Source organism: Alkalibacterium indicireducens (assembly GCF_039522005.1).
GTDB lineage: Bacteria > Bacillota > Bacilli > Lactobacillales > Carnobacteriaceae_A > Alkalibacterium > Alkalibacterium indicireducens.
Map to the genome: position 1 here is coordinate 18,834 of NZ_BAAADA010000042.1, position 21,101 is coordinate 39,934.

Consider the following 21,101-nt stretch of genomic DNA (forward strand, 5'->3'; position numbering starts at 1 on the left):
CTTTGTCATCCGTTCACTATCACTCCACCGTTTACATGAATCGTCTGTCCTGTAACATAGCTGGAATCATCGGAAGCCAGGTAAACATAGGCAGGAGCAAGTTCATAAGCTTCTCCGGGTCTACCAAGTGCTCCGTCCTTACCAAACTCCTCCAGAGCCTCTTCAGGGAACGTTGAAGGAATCAGAGGGGTCCAGATCGGTCCTGGTGCAACAGAATTGACTCTGATTTTCTTATCTAGAATTTCCTGATTCTGAGCCAGAGAACGAGTAAATGCAACTCGAGCACCGTTTGTTCCAGAATAGTCCATAAGTGTCGGATTACCTTTGTATGCTGTTATCGAAGAAGTATTGATGATCGAAGCGCCTTCTGACAAATGATTCAGTGCTGCTTTTACAAAGTAGAACATACTGAATATATTTGTTCTGTAGGTCCTGTCAATCTGCTCCGCCTTGATATCGGTGATACTTGACTGGTATCTCTGTTCACCGGCATGATTGACAAGCACATCGATGTTGCCCCATTTGTCAGTTAGACTGCTGATTACCTCTTCAGCAAATGATTCGTCACCAACATCACCTTTAAACACGAGAACTTCTGCTCCGATTTCTTTCAGTCGATTTTCAGTACGGGTGGCGTCTTCATCAGATTAGTGGTAGGTGAACGCAACCTTTGCACCCTCTTTAGCGAAAAGAATAGCAGTAGCTGCTCCAATTCCAGAATCTCCACCCGTAATTAGAGTAACTTTTCCTTCAAGTTTACCTGCAGTTTTGTAGGTGTCTGATTCTATGAGAGGTTTTCGATCCATATTCTTGGACTCATCATCCATGAAATAATCTTTTTCGGCTTCTGTGTTTTTACTTTGTCCCGTTCTCCCAATATATCTCGCTCCTTGAATGATTTAATTTTCGGATTTCATCCCAGCATCTTCTGAGTCTTCCGGATAATTGGCATCTGCTTCAGGTGCATCTGATTTTTCTGAGGGATCTTTTTCCTGTTTACCTTCAGTGTTCAAAGGACTCTTAGGTTCAGGTTTGACAACCCCTTTTGCCACGTCTTTGCCGTATCCATGTACAGATTCTTCAACTTCTACTGTTTCTTCTTCTCCTGTCAGATCCGGATCTTCCTTTTTATTCTGTTTCAGATCTTCACCACTGTGCTCTTCGTCAGAAAATGATTGAGGTGTTTGAACTTCTTCTTTACGCGTATGTTCAACCTGACTCGGATCAATGGAATTTGTCATTAACTCCTCATCTGTTTCAGATGTTTCAATATCTTTAGGTTCCTTATCCTGACTTTTGTCATCTTTTATCGCTGATTCTTCTTCAGAATTGACCTCATCTAATGGTGCATCTCTTTTATCTTTATCTGTCATGTCATTTCTCTCCTCTTTTACTATATCTTCATTTACTTCTGATAACTCTATTGTTCGTGGTGCATCACTGTTGGCCAGAAGTATGATTTCCCCTTCTTGCAATGCATCCATGTAATGTTCAGCTCGATCATGAGGAACACCGTAATCCTCAAGAATTGAGTGAGAAGCTTCACTGTCATAAGAACCAAAAGAGAAGGTTTCTTTAATCTTCTCCCAGACGTTACCATCGCTTTCTTCGACAGTGACTTGATCGACTTGAACATTCTTCAAGCTGTTAAGCCTCGCGTCGTACGAATTGTGCCTGTCCATAACCAAAGTAAGCTCATCGGAAGAATAACCTTCCTCACTGATCAGGCGATTAACCTCTTTAATTGTGTCTTCTTCATCCGAAAATGTTCCCAAGATGTGACGATCCATTTCATCACCCTTTCGTCATTAATTTTGTCATATTTTATTCACTTACTTACATGATTAATGTTATCATTGACTTAATAACTTGTAAAAGAATACGCTTTTCAGTGAGTTTCTGATGAATAAAATTTAATAATGTATATTTATTATATTATGCACATTATAATAATGAGTCAGTATCATAAAACAATAATTCTAATATAGTATTTTACTGCTAAAAAAATTAATATTTTACCCTTTTTCAAAAAAAAGTCTTAAAAAACAGCCGTTTTTTATGCAATTATTGTTTATTTTCTTCAGTGTTATGGTATATTTAACATGGGAGATGTTATCGATTATAGCAATTGGGAAAGGATTAGATCTTATGAAGAGTCATGAGAAAAAAGAAGCCTTGAAGAAAGAACGGATTAATAAACTCAAGGAGCTCACAAGTGAATCAATGAATTACCGATATTTAATCCAGGATCAATTGTCAGATGCCATAACAGCCGGTAATAGCCAACTACTTGAAGAAACACTTGATTTGATCGATGTAGAGAAAGTACTGGAATATCTGGATCAGACCAGTGACTACGACCTCATTCATCGGTTTAAAAGTCATCTTGTCACTGTCAATACGTATGCTCGTATCGCTGCTAAAAACGGTGGGGTGTTGCCCCTTTACTTACATCTGATTTTTGAGCGGTTTTCAATGATTATCAACGACGCTGATTCAATTGATTATCTAGTTGAACATGTTTATTTCCAGATTTTCAGAGAATACTGCCACGCAGTCATTCACTTCTCTACATCTAGTTATTCTACGGTCCTGAAAGAGATTGTCAGTTATATTACTGAAAATTTGACAGGCGAACTGACGTTGACAAATATTGCTTCGATTTATGGGATGCATCCAGTTCATCTTGCACGTAAATTTAAGCAAGAAACGGGAAATACATTTATCGGCTATGTTAACCAGCAGCGTGTTTATCTGGCAAAATATTACTTCCATTTAGGAGAACATCAGTTAAGTGAAGTTGCAAACTTGGCTGGCTTCAACAGTCATTCCTATTTCACAAAAGTATTCAAAAAAATTACAGGTCAGACCCCTACTAAGTATTTAAAAGAATTGCCTGACAGAGAAAAAATTTAATATTAGATTCAAAAAGGCTTGGACAACTGTTCAAGCCCTTTTAATTATTTTGAGATATGTTCTCTCTCAACACTCTCCCAGTTGACCAGCTCCCCTGCTCCACTCGAGCTTTTAAGATGATAGGTTGGACCATTTTTTTGAATGAATGTCATTGTTATATCAGATTTGACCGTCTCTTTAATTGGATAATCCATGCCGGCATGCATTGGAGCAATCAACTCTGCTCCGTTCTTCAGACTTACCGTTACTTCAAGTTTTTTGAACAGATCCTTCATAGTGATCGTATAAGACTCCTCATCTGGACTGACCGTCAAATCAGTTACTGTTCCATAATAAGTAGCGAACCGATGCTCTTCTTTTCCATCATGAAAGATGGCAATGGCCCCTTCTTTTTTCAATGGACCCTTTTCCAGTTCAGCAGCAGAAAGAAACAGAGTAGCTTCACTATTGTGCTCAAATCCATTGGCATGTGCCCAGGCATAACGGCTGGGGAAAGTACTGCCCCTGTCCTTTTCGATATAACCTAAAGCATCAGACAATTCGATCGCTTCTCCATTAATACTGATTCTGCCTTTGACGGTATGCCTCAGACTTACAATGTCGTGGTTACATGGCATGTTCAAGTATTCGAGTGGCCCCATGATACTTGGCGTGTACAGACTCTGTCTTATAGGAAGGAACAGACCGAAATAAAAATCGATAAGCAGCTCAGTCTCTCCGTCATTAAGGCTGGCCTTTACACCTTTTTCATTAAACACGAATTTGGGCATCATGACAGTCTGAGGATCTCCCACGACATCGAATTCATCTCTGCTGAAAGTAATTTTCCCACTATAATAAGTATCCTTGTAGACGATATTATATTGAACAAAGGATTCATGTTCTGAGAAATGTGCAACACCAGGGATCAATGCCACTGATAAATCATTTTTCTTATCATTAGTCTTGATAAACCATCCTTCAAAATAGTTCTCTCTTCTGTTTTCTCCTCTAAAATTAAATCTGTTCGCCATTGCTTTCCTCCTGATCTATTATATGAGCCAGCTCGGTTAAAGATGGATAGCCTATGTCCAAAAGCTGTATCTCTCCTGTATACGTCTCTGATTCTTTACTGGAAAATCCGTTTTTCCAGAAACCTATACTGTACGTTTTATCCACTTTTATGGCGGCTCCTAACACAGAACCGGTATCTGCAGATAAACCAGATGGAATGTCGATGGCTGCTTTTCGATATCCTAAACCATTTACTCGTCTGATCACTTCCAGATAAGGATTTTCTACCGCCCGGTCAAGACCTATACCAAATAACGCATCAACGATCAATGTGTCGGGATCATCCGGCCAGTGGTCATCATGTCTATACACACAGGGGACATTCAGATTCTTAGCGATTCTCAGTTGTACCGTTGTTTCTTCAGACGCATGCTCTAAATTTCCAAAAATACATAAGGTAACCGATTTGCCTGCCTGATGAAGCAGGCGCCCAACTGCAATACCATCCCCTCCATTATTTCCTGTGCCGCAGAGGATGAAGGCACTCTTGAAATCAAAGTCTACCATTATGGCTTCTGCAGAAGCTAATGCCGCTCGTTCCATCAGCACAAGCGACGGCATACCGATCGACTCGATTGTATACTGATCGATTGCTTTGATCTGCTTTGCACTTAATCCTTTATTCATGTCCAGACTCCTTCCGCATAGTATTGCAATCAGTATAACAAAAAAGGAGTCTGCTTTTACACAAACTCCTCTCGGCTAATCAACTGTTCATAATATCTTCATATAAATCGGGATTAAACTGCTTTTCCTTCAGCATGATGATTTCATGCTTGTATGGCGGTTTCTTGTTCTTCTTATCTTCGCCGACAAATGGCGTCTCAAGAATCTTCGGCAGATGTGCCAGTTTCGGATGATGAACAACTTGACTCAATGCATCAAAGCCAATTTCACCAAAGCCGATATTCGCATGTCTGTCTTTCGCAGCACCTTGAACATTTTTGGAGTCATTGACATGAATGACTTTCAGCTTGTCCAGGCCGATGATTCGGTCGAACTCATCCAGAACCCCTTCAAAATCATCTCTGACGTTATATCCGCCATCATGAATGTGGCAGGTATCCATTGTGACGGATACCTTGTCTTTTAATTCAACTTTTTCGATGATCTGAGCCAGTTCCTCAAATGAGCGACCGATCTCAGTTCCTTTACCAGCCATCGTTTCCAGAGCGATCTGCAAGGTCTGATCCTTGTGGAGGATTTCGTTCAGTCCTTGAGCGATCTGGTCGATAGCCGCTTCCGGACCCGCTCCGACGTGTGCGCCGGGGTGCATCGTCATCTGAGTCGCTCCCAGAGCTTCCGCACGTCTGATCTCATCTTTCATGAATTCTACTGCAAAAGCATAGTTTTCCTTTTTTATCGTATTCCCTAAATTAATAATATACGGCGCATGAACGACTATATCAGATACATTGATTGCATTTTCCTTCATGAATGCCTGACCGGCCTCAATATTCATATCTTCAATCGCTTTGCGTCGTGTATTCTGAGGCGCACCTGTATATATCATAAAGGTGGATCCGCCGTATTGAGCTGCATCTTTCGCGGCTCCAAGCAGCATGTCTTTCCCTTTCATCGATACGTGTGACCCTAGTAAAACCATTTTATTCCTCCGTTTTTTCCTCTGTTGTCTGAAGTGACAGTTTCAGTTCATCCAGCTGATCCTTTGAAACCACTGATGGAGCACTAGTTAATGGATCGATCGCTTTACCATTCTTAGGAAAGGCAATCACTTCTCTGATGTTCTCTTCTCCAGCTAGGATCATGACCAGTCTATCCAGACCGAACGCGATACCTCCGTGTGGCGGGAAGCCATACTCCAGCGCATCAAGTAAGAATCCGAACTGATTCTGAGCTTCTTCTTTAGTAAATCCGAGTGCATTGAGCATATCCTCCTGCACCGCTCGATCATGGATCCTGATCGATCCTCCACCGATTTCATATCCGTTCAGTACGATATCATAGGCATCAGCCATTGCTTTTTCAGGAGATGTTTTCAGCAACTCGACATCAGATTCTACAGGCATAGTGAATGGGTGGTGAGCTGCATTATATCGCCCTTCCTCCTCGTCATACTCGAGCAGTGGCCATTCGACGATCCAGGCAAAAGCCAGTTGTGACTGATCGATCAGATCAAGTTCCTTTCCAAGATGACTTCTTAAAGCACCTAGTGCATCGTAGACAACTTTATCTTTATCTGCAACAAACAGCAGCAGGTCTCCTGGAGCAGCATCCATTTTACTCATCAAGACTGACTGCATCTCTTCTTCAGAGAAGAATTTTGAGATCGGACCTGTCAGTCCTTCATCGGTCACTTTCATCCAGGCTAAGCCTTTCGCTCCATAAATCTTCGCTACTGATTCCAGTGCATCGATATTTTTACGGGAGAACGAGTCTGCTGCACCTTTGACAGTCAGACCTTTAACCATGCCGCCTGATTCAACTGCAGAAGAAAAGACTTTGAATGAAGACTGTTCGGCAATATCCTTCAAGTCTACAAGTTCCATATCGAAGCGCAGATCTGGTTTGTCGCTTCCGAAACGTTCCATCGCTTCTTTATAAGTCAGTCTTGGGAATGGTTTCTCAATTGTGATTCCTTTTACATCTTTAACCAGACGAACCAGAAGGTCTTCCATCAGTGCCTGGATGTCTTCTTTTTCAATAAAACTGGTCTCAATATCCACCTGGGTAAATTCAGGTTGTCTGTCTCCACGCAGATCTTCATCTCTGAAACAGCGGACGATCTGATAATACTTGTCATAGCCTGAACTCATTAAGAGCTGTTTAAAGAGCTGAGGTGACTGTGGCAATGCGAAGAATTTTCCCTGGTTCGTACGAGCGGGAACCAGATAATCGCGAGCGCCTTCCGGTGTAGATTTAGTCAGGTAAGGTGTTTCAATATCCAGGAATCCCCGGTCGTCCAGGAAGTCTCTGAATGACTTCTTCACATCGTGACGAAGTTTCATGTTCCTCTGCATACGTGGACGTTTCAAATCCAGGTAACGATATCTCAGGCGGATATCATCAGATACGTCCACAGCATCACTGATATCAAAGACAGGCGTCTTGGATTCACTCAGTATTGAAATGCTGCCTGCTACTATTTCAACGTCTCCAGTAGCAAGGTCCTTGTTCTTCTGTCGTTCGGCACGGGAAACGACTTTTCCTGTTACTTCAAGAATATACTCAGAACGGATGGTTTCAGCTGTCTTCAGTGCTTCCTCGCTGATTTCTCCGTTAAATACGACTTGTACGATCCCTTCACGGTCTCTCAGGTCTACAAAGATCATGCCCCCGAGGTCTCGTCTTTTCTGGACCCATCCTTTAACTGTGACAGTCTGGTCTTCATGTGACTGTCTGACTTCCCCACAATATACTGTACGTTTCATGTTATTCTTCTCCTTTTTCTGTTGATCTGATCAATGATGAATAGGTCTCATCGAAGCTTAATGCCAGTTCCGTCAAACTCACTTCTGTCTGGATTCCTGTACTCAGGCGCTTAACCTGAACGATCCCATTATCGATTTCCTGGTCTCCTAAGGTAAAGACATAATCGGCATTCAGCTTATCTGCCGTCTTGAACTGCTTGCCGGCCTTTCTATTCATGAATTCCCGTTCAACGGAAAGACCATTCTGTCTCAGGACTTGTGCCAGTTTATTTGCAGCGCGGTCAGCACGGTCTCCCATAGTGACAATATACGCGTCGAGTGGATTTAATTCTGGATAATCAAAATCCATGTGTTCGAGAAGAAGAACGAGGCGCTCCAGTCCGCATCCGAACCCGAAGGCTGGAGTAGACGGTCCACCGACTTCTTCTACAAGTCCATCATATCGTCCTCCGGCACACACTGTCGCATTGGCTCCGAACTTCGGATTTGTAGTGATCACTTCAAAGATCGTATCATTATAGTAGTCCAACCCGCGTACCATGTTCGTGTCAATGATGTAAGGAATATCCAGATCTTCAAGCATACTCTTGACTGCTTCAAAGTGAGCTTTAGACGCTTCGTCCAGATAATCCAGAATTGACGGCGCATCTTTGACGATTTCTTTGTCTTTCTTATCCTTGCTGTCCAGTACTCTCAGTGGATTTTTATATAGTCTGACTTGTGAATCTTTACTTAATTCGTTTAGGTGAGGCTCCAGATAGGCAATCAGTTCCTCTCGGTAAGTCTGTCGAGTCTCTGTACTCCCAAGTGAATTGATGACCAGTTTCAGATCAGTAATACCGAACTGCTTGAAAAGATCCATTCCCAGAACCATCGTTTCCACATCGACTGATGGATTTCGGCTGCCGAACACTTCTACACCTATCTGGTGGAATTGACGCTGTCTGCCGCTTTGAGGTCGTTCATAACGGAACATAGGTCCCATGTAAAACAGCTTGGTCGGTTTGTGGAATTCAGGTCCATACAGCTTGTTCTCAACATAAGCTCTGACTACACCTGCAGTTCCTTCGGGTCTGAGTGCAATGTGTCGGTCGCCTTTATCTCTGAAATCGTACATTTCTTTAGTGACGATATCGCTTGTTTCTCCTACCCCACGGGCAAATAATTCAAGCTGTTCAAACATTGGCGTTCTGATTTCATTGAACTGGTATGCTCGCATCAAGTCTCTTGCTTTATCTTCAATAAACTGCCATTTTCTGGTTTCTTCAGGCAACAGATCAACTGTTCCTTTCAGCTTCTGATAATTCATTTTATCTAGTCCTCCACTCTTAATGCCTATTTTTTTCCATAAAAAAAACCTCTTCCCGTTCAGATAATGAACAGAAAAAGGACGTGTCAGGTTATCACGTGGTGCCACCTTAATTCAGACAGTACGCAAAGACGTACTCTCACTCAACAGATTTATCGCTCTCACGTGACGAGCCTCCTCGTCAGCCCTCTAAGGTGTCATCCAACTGTCTATCTAAATCTCTTTCAGCCAGGGAGATTCTCTCTTTAAGACGGGTCAGTATTCAGTCCTCAGTTCGGGGATCATGCTATTTGAATTGTTCTTTTAGCTTACAAGAAAGCTTAAAGAATGTCAATACAGCTTGGGCGTTGTAACCCTTTTCAAACCGTTATGGCATCCATCTAAGTTAAAATGTATAATGAACGAAACGAATTTTGTCGATTGACGCGCTTATTTTCTAAAATATATTGCTAATATTTTCATAAATTGAGTATAATATAAGAAAACAGATGAAAGGAGAGGTGAATAATGGATCAAACAGACATACATAATCGATTAAGCAAACGGACTTTTATCTTTCTGATCATCGGCCTGCTTACCCTTCTCATGGGCTCTCTTGTAGCATTAGCGAATGAAAACAGAGTAACCGTACTTGCCAGTACGTTGAATGTCAGATACGGTCCCGGTCTGTCCCATGAAATTCTGACTCAGGTTCATGAAGACGAGCATCTTCATGTTCTAGGTGAAGATAATCAGTGGTACAAAGTCAGACTGTCGAACAATTATATCGGCTGGGTAGCCAGCTGGCTTGTAGAAAATGAGGAGGTAACTGTAGATAATCGAGCGACTGGGCGTATCACCGGAAATGAAGTGAATGTTCGTCAGTTCTCCACTACAGAGTCCCCCATCCTGGGTACCGTTCATTCTGGAGAAGAATATGAAATCTTGTATAGCGAGAACAACTGGATTCAGATCCTCTTCAATAACCGGGTAGCCTGGATCCACTCCGATTACGTTGAACGCCTTGAAGGAACGCCTACCGCACTGGCATCTTCAGATAGTGAAGGAAAACAGATTCGTATTGGAATAGGTCCTACTAATCTGAGACAAGGTCCGGGTACTGACACGCCTATAGTCACGACAGTCAGTGACGTATCCGAATACTCTGTCATAGAAGAAACAGACGACTGGTATGGAATCAGACTGACAGATGGAACACTGGCGTATGTCGCAAGCTGGCTGGCTGAAGCAGTGGACACTGAAGATTCTTCAACTGTACAGGCTGCTGAAACTGCCGATACTGCTGCGCCCCAGGTCCAGCAGGCCAGTAGTCTAGCCGAGGCTACGATAGTGATCGATGCCGGTCATGGTGGACACGATCCTGGAGCTGTTGCTAAAACAGGTTTTACTGAAAGCGAAGTCGCACTCAGCACATCACTTAGACTAGCAGAGATTCTTGAAAGATCTGGAGCAAATGTCATCCTTACAAGAAGCGATGACTCGTTTGTTACTTTGAATGACCGCGTCTACTATGCCCACCGTGCTCGAGCCGATGCCTTTATCAGCATTCACTATGATGCGGTTGAAATCCCAAACACGATGAGCGGCACCACGACTTATTATTATTCTGAGTCGGAAAGAAATCTGGCAGATACCATCAATACAAAATTGACTCAACAAGGGCCACTTAAAAACAATGGCGTCCGACACGGTAATTATTACGTTCTGAGAAACAACGCTCAACCATCCATCTTACTTGAGCTTGGCTATCTGGATAACGATCACGACATCACCATCGTCAACACTGCAAACTACCAGCAGACAGTGGCCGAAGCAATCTATCATGGCCTGTCAGCATACTTTGCTCCATAAACTGTCAGCAACATATAGATAGGCAGAACTTTTCTCAAGGCAGTAGAAAAACCCTGATCCATATAATTGGCTCAGGGTTCTTTGCTGCCTTATTTATTTTTCGAATCGATGAGGATCGTCACAGGTCCATCATTCACTAGACTGACTTTCATGTGAGCACCAAATTTACCAGTTGCTACATTTATCCCTTCAGCAGAGAGCTGCTTATTGAAAGACTCATACAAAGCAGCAGCCTTTTCTGGACCTGCCGCACCTGTAAAACTAGGTCGATTCCCTTTTTTCGTATCCGCATGCAAGGTGAACTGAGATATTGATAAAATCTCACCTTCTACATCTTTAAGGGATCGGTTCATTTTTTCATCGTCATCTTCAAAGATTCGCATATTGGTAACTTTCCTGACTAGATAAGCGACATCTTCTTCTGTATCATTGTCTTCTACACCAAGAAGAACGACAAATCCCTTTCCAATCTCTCCAACAGTTTCTTCTGCCACTGTGACATGTGCTTTCGATGCTCTCTGTATGACGGCTCTCACAATAATCCTCCTGTTGTCTTTATGCTTTTTTAGGATGTAATTCGTTTGACTGAATAGACATCCGGTACTGTTTTTATTTTATCTACGATCTGTTCCAGTTCTTTCAGGTTCTGTATCGACAGTGTCAGTTTGATGATGGCTGTCCCACTCTTGTCCAGCTTACCGTTGACATTGCTCAGCTTGCTTGTTTGAGAGTTGATAACTTGTAGAATTTCATTAAGAAAACCGGAACGGTCGTATCCTTCAATCTGCAGTTCAGCGTCGTATTCTTTTTTCGAATCACTGGATTCCCATTCGACATCGATCAGACGATTGACCTGATCATCTGTCCCCTGAATGTTTGGACAGTCTACTCTATGAATCGATACACCTCTGCCTCGAGTGATATATCCGACGATTTCATCCCCAGGAACAGGGTTGCAGCACTTGCTTAAACGGATCAGCAGGTTGTCTGCACCCTGAATCACGACCCCGCCTTCGTGACGGATTTTCATTTTTTCGGGTTCTTTCTTGTTCTTTAGCTCGATTGTTCCAGTGGTATCATCCAGTTGAATCTGATCTTTTTCTCTATCTCTGCGTTCCTTATCGGTCAGGCGGTTGGCGATCGTTGTGCTTTTCAGCTCACCATAACCGATCGCAGCAAACAGATCTTCTTCATTATGATAATTGAAGCGTTCAGCAACTTTAAGAATGTTATCTTTCTTTAAAATCTGCTTAGGATTGAACTCCATATCGATTAGAAGCTTTTCAAGAATCTCTTTACCTCGTTCAACATTCTGCTCTTTTTCCTGTGTCTTGAAGAAACGCTTGATCTTATTCTTAGCTTTGGACGTATTGACATAGTTCAACCAGTCTCTACTTGGACCGAATGAATTTGACGACGTCAGCATTTCAACGATATCTCCGGTTTTCAGCTTGTAGTTCAGCGGAACGATCTTCCCGTTCACTTTAGCCCCCATCGATTTATTTCCCACTTCGGTATGGACATGATAGGCAAAATCAAGAGTACTTGATCCTGAAGGGAGTTCCATGACGTCCCCTTTAGGACTGAACACATAGACTTTATCCTTAAAGATATCCTGCTTTATCGAATCCATAAAGTCGCTGGCATTTCTTGATTCGCTTTGAAGTTCAAGGATGTCTCTGAACCATGAGATATGTTCACTCAACTGATCATTATCCAGTTTAGTTGAAATACCTTCCTTATAAGCCCAGTGAGCAGCTACCCCATACTCAGCAATTTCATGCATTTTAATGGTTCGAATCTGTACTTCCAGCGGCGTTGCATTCGGCCCCAGAACAGTCGTATGAAGGGACTGATACATGTTGGCTTTTGGCATGGCGATATAATCCTTGAAACGTCCGGGCATCGGTTTCCATCTGGTATGGATCGCTCCCAGAACCGCATAGCAGTCTTTGATGGATTCAACAATGATACGAATCGCCAGCAGGTCATAAATTTCATTGAACTGCTTTTTCTGACTTTTCATTTTCTTGTAAATCGAATAGATGTGCTTCGGACGTCCTGTTATCTGAGCTTCGATACCCAGTTCTTCTACGGATTCCTGAATGGCCTGCTTCGCATCATCAATATAATTTTCCCGGTCTTCTCTTCTTGAATTCATCAGATGAACGATTCGGTAATACTGCTGAGGATTCATGTAGCGCAAAGAAGTATCTTCCAGTTCCCACTTCATTCGGTTGATCCCTAAACGATCCGCTAGCGGAGCATAGATTTCCAGCGTTTCTATAGCTATATCTCTCTGCTTTTCTGGTCGGTGATGTTTAAGTGTCCTCATATTGTGAAGTCTGTCGGCCAGTTTCACCAATACGACACGTACGTCCTGAGCCATGGCCAGAAGCATCTTACGATGATTCTCTGCCTGGTGCTCCTGCTTCGACTTGAATTTGATTTTACCCAGTTTTGTTACTCCATCTACCAGGTCGGCAACTTCCGGTGAAAAAGTCTCTGACAGATCCTGGTAAGTGTAGTCCGTATCTTCAACGACATCGTGGAGAAATCCTGTGGCAACCGTGACAGGGTCCATTCTAAGTTCGGCAAGAATGCCTGCAACCTGAACCGGGTGCATGATATAGGCTTCTCCGGATTTTCTCATCTGGCCTTCGTGTGCTTTATCTGCAAGGTCAAAAGCCTTCTTCACAAACGCTACATGCTCGCTGTTCATATATGTCAGACAGAGGGCAATGACCTCCTGAGGCGTATAATCTTTATTCTGTGGCACATCGTTCACCTTCATTCCATATTAGGTTCTTAAATGATTCAATTTAAATGATAAGAAAACCAGCACCTCAGTGAGTGCTGGTTGCTTCTTCTATTAGTATATCGTTTTTGAGAAAAGACTTCAAGAACACGTCGCTGATCTTAATTAATAAGACTCTGTTGCTTCGTTTCCTTCAACCAGTGCGATGCCGTTTGACGTACCGATACGTGTCGCTCCGGCTTCAATCATCGCTTTGGCATCCTCGATCGTACGGACTCCGCCAGATGCTTTGACACCCATTTCTTTTCCTACAGTCTTGCGCATCAGTCTGATGTCTTCGACTGTTGCTCCTCCTGTAGAGAAACCAGTTGACGTTTTGACAAAATCAGCACCAGCACGTTTTGAAATTTCGCAAGCTCTTACTTTTTCATTGTCAGTAAGTAAACTTGTTTCAATAATCACTTTTACGATTGCCTTGCCTTTAACTGCATCGACGACCGCTTTAATGTCATCATGTACCATTGCAAAATCTTCACTCTTCAGCGCACCAATATTGATGACCATATCCACTTCGGACGCACCATCTTTAACAGCCTGTTCAGCTTCATAGGCCTTGACTTTAGTTGAATTTGCTCCAAGAGGAAAACCGATGACCGTACAGGTGTTTACATCAGAATCCTTAAGTAAGTCAGAAGCGTATTTTACCCAGACAGGCTGAATGCATACTGCTTTGAATTTGTATTCTTTCGCATCCAGGCACGCCTGCTGAATAGCTAAGTCTGTTGATTCAGGTTTAAGCAAAGTGTGGTCAATAAATGTTTCAATGTTTTCCATTGTAATTACACGTCCTTATTTTCTTTTTTTGCAATGATAACGACCCAGTCTTTCATCTGATTGATCTGGACGATTTCAAAGTTATATTTAATGAGTTCTTCAACAACCTGGTCTTTCTTTTCAGAAATAATGCCGGAAGTGATGAACAGTCCATTATCATTAAGTTTATCATAGGCATCTTCTACAAACAGCAGGATAATGTCTGCTAGAATATTTGCTACAATGATATCGGCTTTTTCATTGACACCTTGAAGCAGGTTATTAGCTCTGACATCAATACTCTCTTCAAGATTATTCAGCTTGATGTTTGAGCGGGCGGATGTTACAGCCACTTCATCCAGATCATACGCCTTGATTTTACCTGCGCCATACAAAGCGCTGGCGATCGACAGGACACCAGACCCTGTACCAACGTCCAGAACTGTATCCCCTTTTTTGATGACAGTTTCCAGAGCTTGAATACAAAGCTGAGTTGTCGGATGTGTCCCTGTTCCGAAGGCCAGGCCCGGATCAAGATAGCAGATCCGCTCATCGATGAACTGAGGGGTATATTCTTCCCACTGCGGAACGATAGTCATGAAACGCGTAACCGGGACAGGATGGTAATGCTTCTTCCAGGCATTGGCCCATTCTTCCTCCACGACATCTGTCACTTCGATTGTATAACCTCCCGTAGTAATCCCGTATTCTTCAAGTCTGGAGATTCGAGCGTTCAATTCTTTCTCGACAGCTTCCAGATCATCATGGTTGTTGAAGTAGCCTTTAATAATGACTCCATCTTTTGGAAACTTCGACTCGTCAAGCTCCCACAGTGTATCGAATCCGTACTCTGGAAGTGTGAGAAAATCGTTGCGGTCGGCGACCGACACACCTGCTGACCCCAGTTCACTCATTATAGCTGAAACTGGTTCAGATGCTTCACTGCTTATCGCTACACTAAACTCTTTCCACTCCGTCATGCTCATCATCCTCTGTTAATTTTTCAAAAAATGACTGGTCATCTTCCAATATCATTTTAAGTTTGGTGTCATCGTACCGGCCTGTGTCTTTCATGGTCTGAATCAGGCTGTCCGTATTCTTCTCGTTCCAGTTCAGTTTGAATTCACCGGCAAAATCATCCTCTAGAAATTCTCTCAAATCGACCATGCCCTGCTTTGTAGTCAAATTGATCTGTCTAAGAACGGCATCGACATAGCCCTTTTCGAGACCTGCATGGCTGTCGAACGAAATTGCCGTCAGATAATTCTGCGGTTTGACGTGAGAATACGCAGGATCATAGAAACACAGGACATCTTCGAATTGAACGATCCCTGGCTCGTTGTTCTGACCCAAGGCATCCTGAACCTGTATGTCATTTTCAGTCTCTACGTGAAAGGTCACATATAACTCGATCATCTTTTTCTTGCTGTCTTTAACCAGTCTCCACTTAAAATTAGGTAATAGTTTTTTCAGCTCATCATCAATATAGTCAATCAAACTGTCAGTCATTCCTGCTCCTCCTCTAGTCTAATACAGGGCACCATCCGTTGTTATCCGCAGGCTTTCCTTTTCTACGTGAAACATATGGGTTCCCTCTTACACTATATCTTAACAAAGCATCCGTCCATTGTCCTTTATTAGGTATTCCGATACGACTGGACAGTTCAATTCGTTCGGGTAGACGTCTAGTCGATGGATCGATGTATACCGGAGGTGCATCAGCTACTGACCCATTATCAGCCATACTGACAGCCATTGCTTTAGTCAGTTTACCAGGTCCATCGGTAGCCTGAACCCCCGTCTTGTTTCTGCGATCTTCCAATACGGATACACCTTCGTAAGGTTCAATAGCCCGGATCAGTACAGCCTCAGGTTCCTTAGAAGACCGCGTCACAACATTTAGCATCTTGTGCGTATGCATCTGATACACATAAAGCGTGCCGGCTTCCTTGTACATGGATTCAATTCTAGGCGTCCGCTTGCCTTCAAAGCTGTGACAGGCCTCGTCGACAACTCCGACATATGCTTCTGTCTCAACAATCCAGCCGGATGTCTGAGTCTCTCCGTGCTGACTTATGAGCAGGCAGCCTATCAGCTTCTGTGCAACTTCTTCAGTTGTTAACATAGGATTATTCAAAAATGTCATAGAAACACTTTACTCTCTCCTGTCCATCTGTCTAGTCTTCTTCAATTGGCATATAGTCAATCCGGATTTCAAGCACACGTCTGTTTCTAACCATAGTGACCGTGATTTTCATGTTGTGATAGACGAATTCGTCTCCCTCTTCAGGAAACTGTCCGAGTTCTTCAATGACAAAGCCACTCACCGTATTTGATACGTACTGATCTGCTTCTTGAATGCCAAAGATTTCGAAGATCTTATCGAGATTCGCAGTCCCTTTAACCTTGTAGCGTGTCCCCTCAATAACCTCTTCAACTTCTTCTTCAATAATGTCGTATTCATCCCAGATTTCTCCAACGAGTTCTTCCAAGACATCTTCCATAGTCGCAATACCAATTGTTCCACCATGTTCGTCAGTAACAACTGCCATATGCGTCTTTTTCAGCTGCATGGTTCTGAGCAGTTTAGACAGGTTCATGACGGGCGGCACAAAGATCACGTCTTTCACTACGGTCAGAAGTGACAAGTCTCGTCCAGCCTCCTTCTTGGCTTTCAAATACCGGTTGAAATCTTTTTCATGAAGGACACCAATGATGTTATCGATCGTATCATCGTAAACAATCAGTCTGGAGTAATTGTGTGTCATGAACAATTCTTCGATTTCTTCATCTGAAGTGTCGAGGTCACAGCCAACCACATCGACCCTAGGCATCAGAATCGACGACACTTCAAGGTCATCGAACTCGATTGCAGATCTGACCAGCTGATGTTCATGATCTTCTATACTTCCGCCGCTCTCGGCTTCATCTACAATTGAAAGCAGTTCGTCCTCACTGATGACTTCTTCACCTTCGAAATTAAAGACCTTGTCCAGCAGGACTTTCCACTTCTGAAGAAGCCACAGAACAGGCTTGAACACGAGCATAAGAAAATGAATCATCGGAGTAGAACTTTTCGCCAGCTGCTCTGCTTTTTCCTTACCTATTGTTTTCGGCGTGATTTCCCCGAACAAAAGAATGATGACAGTCATAACGATCGTTGCTAAAGTTGGCCCGTATACCGGAAACCAGTTCACGAATAACAAGGTCGCAATAGCTGACATCGCAATATTCACAATATTATTTCCTATCAATATTATCGATAAAACAGAATCGAAACTTTCCAAAAGTTTCAACGTTTTTTTGGAGCGCTCATCCCCATTTTCCGCTTCATTCTTCAGCCTGATACGATTAGCTGACGTAAAGGCTGTCTCTGAATAAGAAAAATACGCTGAACACAAAAGAAGTAAAACCAGCAAAATGATACTCCTGAAGCTGTCATTATCCATATAAACTCTATCCCTACTTTCTAGTAATTTCCTGTCCATTGTACCATATTTCAACATCTTTTAAGAGTCTTTCTGATTAAGAAGTATATTAATGGTTGAGTAATAAATTATTTTCTCCAGTTAAAACATTACTCCTAACCTTAACTTCAGACTGCTCTATATGAGATTTAATTTTTTTACAGATGAATAAATAAGCCATCCACTTTTTGTTGTCAAAAGGTGGATGGCTTATTTGATTCAGTTAAGTGACTAATATTCTTTTCAATACACTTATTCGTCGTCCAAGTTAAGAACAGACATAAACGCCTCTTGCGGAATTTCCACATTTCCGACGTTCTTCATTCTCTTCTTACCGGCTTTCTGTTTCTTCAGAAGTTTTTGACGACGGGTGACGTCTCCTCCGTACAACTTGGCCGTAACGTCTTTACGGTAGGCTTTAACGGTTGAGCGGGACACGATGTTCTGACCAATGGCAGCCTGAATTGGAATTTCAAACTGCTGTCTTGGAATCGTCTGCTTCAGCTGTTCCACAACTGAGCGTCCTCTGGCGTAAGAGAAGTCCTTGTGCACAATGAAGCTCAAGGCATCGACTTTTTCTCCGTGAATCAGGATATCCATCTTGACCAGGTTACTGACGCGGTATCCGGCTTCCTGATAGTCCAGTGACGCATAGCCTTTAGTGCTTGATTTCAGACGGTCGAAGAAGTCATAGACTATTTCAGACAGCGGCATGTAGTACATGACGTTGACTCGAATGTCGTCTAGATATTCCATCGTGATGAAGTCGCCACGCTTACGCTGAGCGATTTCCATGACGGCACCAACATAATCATTTGGTACGGTAATCGTCGCTTTGACGTAAGGCTCTTCTACTGATTCGATTTCCTGTGGTTCTGGCATATCCGCAGGGTTTGAAACAGTGATCTGTTCGCCATCGGTCTTGTTGATGTGATAAATAACAGATGGTGCTGTTGTAATCAGATCAAGGTTGAATTCACGCTCCAGACGTTCCTGGATGACATCCATGTGAAGCATGCCAAGGAATCCACAACGGAATCCGAATCCTAGAGCCTGAGACGTTTCTGCTTCGAATTTCAGTGCCGCATCGTTAAGCTGAAGACGTTCAAGCGCTTCACGCAAGTCTTCATATCTTGAAGAATCCGTCGGGTACATGCCGCAGAATACCATCGGCACCATTTCACGGTAACCAGGCAGTGGCTTGTCTGTCGGATTGTTGGCTAAGGTCAGCGTATCCCCTACTTGGGTATCCTTGACGGTCTTGATGTTAGCTGTGACATATCCGACGTCTCCAACCATCAGCGCGTCTCTTTCGACTGGCTTAGGTGAATGCACACCAACTTCAGTGACTTCAAATTTCTTGCCGTTACTCATCAGTTGAATCGTATCACCTTTTTTGAGTGTACCATCCATCACTCGGATGTTCAGGACTACCCCTCTATAGGCATCATAGGCAGAATCAAAGATCAGAGCCTTCAGCGGATTGTCGATGTCCCCTTCTGGTGCAGGTACTTTCTCCACGATCTGTTCAAGGATCTCTTCGATCCCTATTCCACTTTTAGCACTGGCTGGGACAGCTTCACTTGCGTCCAGTCCAATGATGTCTTCAATTTCTTTTCTTACACGCTCAGGATCTGCAGCAGGTAAGTCGATCTTATTGATGATCGGAAGGATTTCCAGTTCATTATCCAGTGCAAGATAGACGTTAGCCAGCGTCTGTGCTTCAACGCCTTGTGCCGCATCTACCACTAGAATGGCTCCCTCACAGGCAGCCAGGCTACGTGAGACTTCGTATGTGAAGTCGACGTGTCCAGGTGTATCGATCAGATGAAGGATATAAGTTTCCCCATCTTTAGCCTGATACTGTACTTCAACTGTATTAAGCTTGATCGTGATTCCACGTTCTCTTTCCAGATCCATGGAATCAAGGAGCTGATCCTGCATTTCACGGTCAGCCACTGTATGAGTCAACTGAAGAATTCTGTCAGCCAGCGTAGATTTCCCGTGGTCGATATGGGCAATGATCGAAAAGTTTCTGATTTTCTTCTGTCGTTCTCTTGCTTGTTTTTTATCCATTGCTATATTTTCCTCATTCCTCTAAAAACATTCCTTACTATTATACCAACGATGGCAAGAGAGTACAATGTCTGCCTGACCTCCTGAATGATCTTGGTCTCTGTTGTGACACATTATAACCTGAATGCTTTCACATTTATTGACTCACATCTTCAGCTGATCGATTATATCATTTATACGATAAAAATCACGCTCTCGTTAATACAGACATACTGGCCTGCTTTAATGAGAGCGCGTATCACTTTATTTATTCTTATCCTTAAAGGCGTCCTTTACTTTCGAAAAAAACGAGCCATCCCCTTGCTCGACCACGTCCTCATACTCGCTGGCCTGTGCAAAGTTTCTCAGGTGTTTAGCCTGTTCTTCAGTGACTTTTTCAGGAACAACGACACGGACTTTGATGTGCTGGTCTCCATTGCCTGTTCCTCTCAGTCTTGGTGCACCTTTGCCTCTCAGTCTGAACGTTGTACCTGGCTGAGTTCCAGCCGGGATCTTGAACTTCACTTTACCGTGTACGGTCGGCACTTCAAGCTCATCACCCAAAGCAGCCTGAACGACATTGATCGGCAGTTCGAAGTAGATTTCTGATCCTCTCCGGTCAAACAGTTCAGATGGTTCGACTCGGAATACGACATACAGGTCGCCATAAGGGCCACCGTTGACTCCGGCATCGCCCTGGTTCTGTACGCGCATCTGATTGCCGTCTTCAACACCGGCAGGTACAGTCACTTTAACAGAATGCTGTTTTTTAGTGTGACCCGAACCGTGACAGGTCGTACATTTTTCTTTGATTTCCTGTCCGGATCCATTACATGTCGGGCAGGTCTGCTGAGTCATGACACGTCCGAATGGTGTATTACGCTCAACGTTTACCGCACCCGCACCTTGACACTGCGAACAGGTCTGCGGGCTGGTACCTGGTTTTGCTCCGGATCCGGCACACGTATCACACGTTTCTTCACGATTGTATCGAATCGTTGTTTCTTTTCCAAAAATAGCTTCTTCAAACTTAAGATCCATGACATACTGCAGATCCTCACCTTGACGGGGTGCATTCGGATTACGGCGTCTTGAACCTCCCCCACCAAAGAACTGATCGAAGATATCTTCGAATCCGCCGCCGAAGCCACCCTGGCCACCGCCGAACCCGCCACCAAAGCCGCCGCCTGCACCGAAGTTCGGATCTGTTGAGGCATGTCCATACTGATCGTATGCTGCACGCTTCTGGTCATCACTCAACACTTCATAGGCTTCTGAGATTTGCTTGAACTTCTCGTCGGCATCTGGAGCGTCACTGATATCCGGGTGGTATTTTTTAGAAAGCTTTCGGTAAGCTTTTTTAATTTCATCTTTAGAAGCATTTTTAGAAACTCCTAGTAGGTCATAAAAATCTTCTTTTTCAGGCATACTATCCCTCCATTGCTACTGTTACGCGTCTCTGTAGAGCTGAGTCCTACGACTGTTAG

General features: G+C 43.3%; 19 protein-coding genes. 2 read left to right on the forward strand and 17 right to left on the reverse strand.

Translation table 11 applies throughout. The features are described 5' to 3' along the window. Window positions 1–5 precede the first annotated feature (5 nt). The 3 genes from ABFX15_RS02835 to ABFX15_RS02845 all read right to left on the reverse strand — a co-directional run bounded on the left by ABFX15_RS02835 (window position 6) and on the right by ABFX15_RS02845 (window position 1,790). Window positions 6–587: an SDR family oxidoreductase gene (locus ABFX15_RS02835; protein WP_428830582.1), complete on the reverse strand. Its 582-nt coding sequence runs from the start codon at window positions 585–587 to the stop codon at window positions 6–8. A gap of 60 nt (window positions 588–647) precedes the next feature. Beyond that, on the reverse strand, window positions 648–806 hold the full coding sequence (locus ABFX15_RS02840; protein ID WP_346023999.1) for an SDR family NAD(P)-dependent oxidoreductase: 159 nt from the start codon (window positions 804–806) through the stop codon (window positions 648–650). Window positions 807–899: 93 nt separating this feature from the next. Further along, the gene (locus tag ABFX15_RS02845) at window positions 900–1,790 is read right to left on the reverse strand and encodes a general stress protein (RefSeq protein ID WP_346024000.1); all 891 of its coding nucleotides are present in this window, start codon (window positions 1,788–1,790) and stop codon (window positions 900–902) included. Between the two features lie 358 nt (window positions 1,791–2,148). On the opposite strand from ABFX15_RS02845, the gene ABFX15_RS02850 reads away from it, so the two are divergent. Further along, window positions 2,149–2,916 (forward strand): helix-turn-helix transcriptional regulator, encoded by a 768-nt coding sequence (locus tag ABFX15_RS02850; RefSeq protein ID WP_346024001.1) that lies wholly within the window; start codon window positions 2,149–2,151, stop codon window positions 2,914–2,916. 44 nt (window positions 2,917–2,960) lie between these two features. Here ABFX15_RS02850 and ABFX15_RS02855 read toward each other — a convergent pair whose 3' ends face one another. From ABFX15_RS02855 to hisS, 5 genes are all read right to left on the reverse strand, one after another. Next, entirely contained in the window at window positions 2,961–3,929 is a 969-nt protein-coding gene (locus ABFX15_RS02855; RefSeq protein ID WP_346024002.1) for a tocopherol cyclase family protein, read from the reverse strand. Next, window positions 3,913–4,596, reverse strand: coding sequence for an NAD(P)H-hydrate epimerase (locus ABFX15_RS02860; protein ID WP_346024003.1), 684 nt, complete (start codon window positions 4,594–4,596; stop codon window positions 3,913–3,915). The genes ABFX15_RS02855 and ABFX15_RS02860 overlap by 17 nt, the downstream gene beginning before the upstream one ends. 79 nt (window positions 4,597–4,675) lie before the next feature. Next, window positions 4,676–5,575, reverse strand: a complete 900-nt coding sequence (locus tag ABFX15_RS02865) for a deoxyribonuclease IV (protein WP_346024004.1) — start codon at window positions 5,573–5,575, stop codon at window positions 4,676–4,678. Between the two features lies 1 nt (window position 5,576). After that, window positions 5,577–7,361: an aspartate--tRNA ligase gene (gene aspS, locus ABFX15_RS02870; protein ID WP_346024005.1), complete on the reverse strand. Its 1,785-nt coding sequence runs from the start codon at window positions 7,359–7,361 to the stop codon at window positions 5,577–5,579. Between the two features lies 1 nt (window position 7,362). Further along, window positions 7,363–8,670, reverse strand: coding sequence for a histidine--tRNA ligase (hisS, locus tag ABFX15_RS02875; RefSeq protein WP_346024006.1), 1,308 nt, complete (start codon window positions 8,668–8,670; stop codon window positions 7,363–7,365). 507 nt (window positions 8,671–9,177) lie between these two features. On the opposite strand from hisS, the gene ABFX15_RS02880 reads away from it, so the two are divergent. Continuing rightward, window positions 9,178–10,521 (forward strand): N-acetylmuramoyl-L-alanine amidase family protein, encoded by a 1,344-nt coding sequence (locus tag ABFX15_RS02880; RefSeq protein ID WP_346024007.1) that lies wholly within the window; start codon window positions 9,178–9,180, stop codon window positions 10,519–10,521. Between the two features lie 89 nt (window positions 10,522–10,610). Here ABFX15_RS02880 and dtd read toward each other — a convergent pair whose 3' ends face one another. From dtd to dnaJ, 9 genes are all read right to left on the reverse strand, one after another. Beyond that, on the reverse strand, window positions 10,611–11,057 hold the full coding sequence (gene dtd / locus ABFX15_RS02885) for a D-aminoacyl-tRNA deacylase (protein WP_346024008.1): 447 nt from the start codon (window positions 11,055–11,057) through the stop codon (window positions 10,611–10,613). Between the two features lie 29 nt (window positions 11,058–11,086). Further along, window positions 11,087–13,300: a RelA/SpoT family protein gene (locus ABFX15_RS02890; protein ID WP_428830583.1), complete on the reverse strand. Its 2,214-nt coding sequence runs from the start codon at window positions 13,298–13,300 to the stop codon at window positions 11,087–11,089. 144 nt (window positions 13,301–13,444) lie between these two features. Continuing rightward, a complete protein-coding gene (gene deoC, locus ABFX15_RS02895) occupies window positions 13,445–14,113 on the reverse strand; it encodes a deoxyribose-phosphate aldolase (protein ID WP_346024009.1) in 669 nt (222 codons plus the stop codon). Between the two features lie 5 nt (window positions 14,114–14,118). Continuing rightward, entirely contained in the window at window positions 14,119–15,072 is a 954-nt protein-coding gene (gene prmA, locus ABFX15_RS02900) for a 50S ribosomal protein L11 methyltransferase (protein ID WP_346024010.1), read from the reverse strand. Then, entirely contained in the window at window positions 15,050–15,601 is a 552-nt protein-coding gene (locus tag ABFX15_RS02905; protein ID WP_346024011.1) for a DUF3013 family protein, read from the reverse strand. The genes prmA and ABFX15_RS02905 overlap by 23 nt, the downstream gene beginning before the upstream one ends. A 13-nt stretch (window positions 15,602–15,614) precedes the next feature. Next, on the reverse strand, window positions 15,615–16,238 hold the full coding sequence (locus ABFX15_RS02910; protein WP_346024012.1) for a DNA-3-methyladenine glycosylase: 624 nt from the start codon (window positions 16,236–16,238) through the stop codon (window positions 15,615–15,617). Window positions 16,239–16,269: 31 nt separating this feature from the next. Then, a complete protein-coding gene (locus ABFX15_RS02915) occupies window positions 16,270–17,511 on the reverse strand; it encodes an HlyC/CorC family transporter (protein ID WP_346024013.1) in 1,242 nt (413 codons plus the stop codon). 300 nt (window positions 17,512–17,811) lie between these two features. Further along, complete coding sequence (gene lepA / locus ABFX15_RS02920) at window positions 17,812–19,635, reverse strand: translation elongation factor 4 (protein ID WP_346024014.1); 1,824 nt, start codon at window positions 19,633–19,635, stop codon at window positions 17,812–17,814. A 243-nt stretch (window positions 19,636–19,878) separates the two neighbouring features. Next, entirely contained in the window at window positions 19,879–21,042 is a 1,164-nt protein-coding gene (gene dnaJ / locus ABFX15_RS02925; RefSeq protein ID WP_346024015.1) for a molecular chaperone DnaJ, read from the reverse strand. Between the last annotated feature and the right edge of the window lie 59 nt (window positions 21,043–21,101).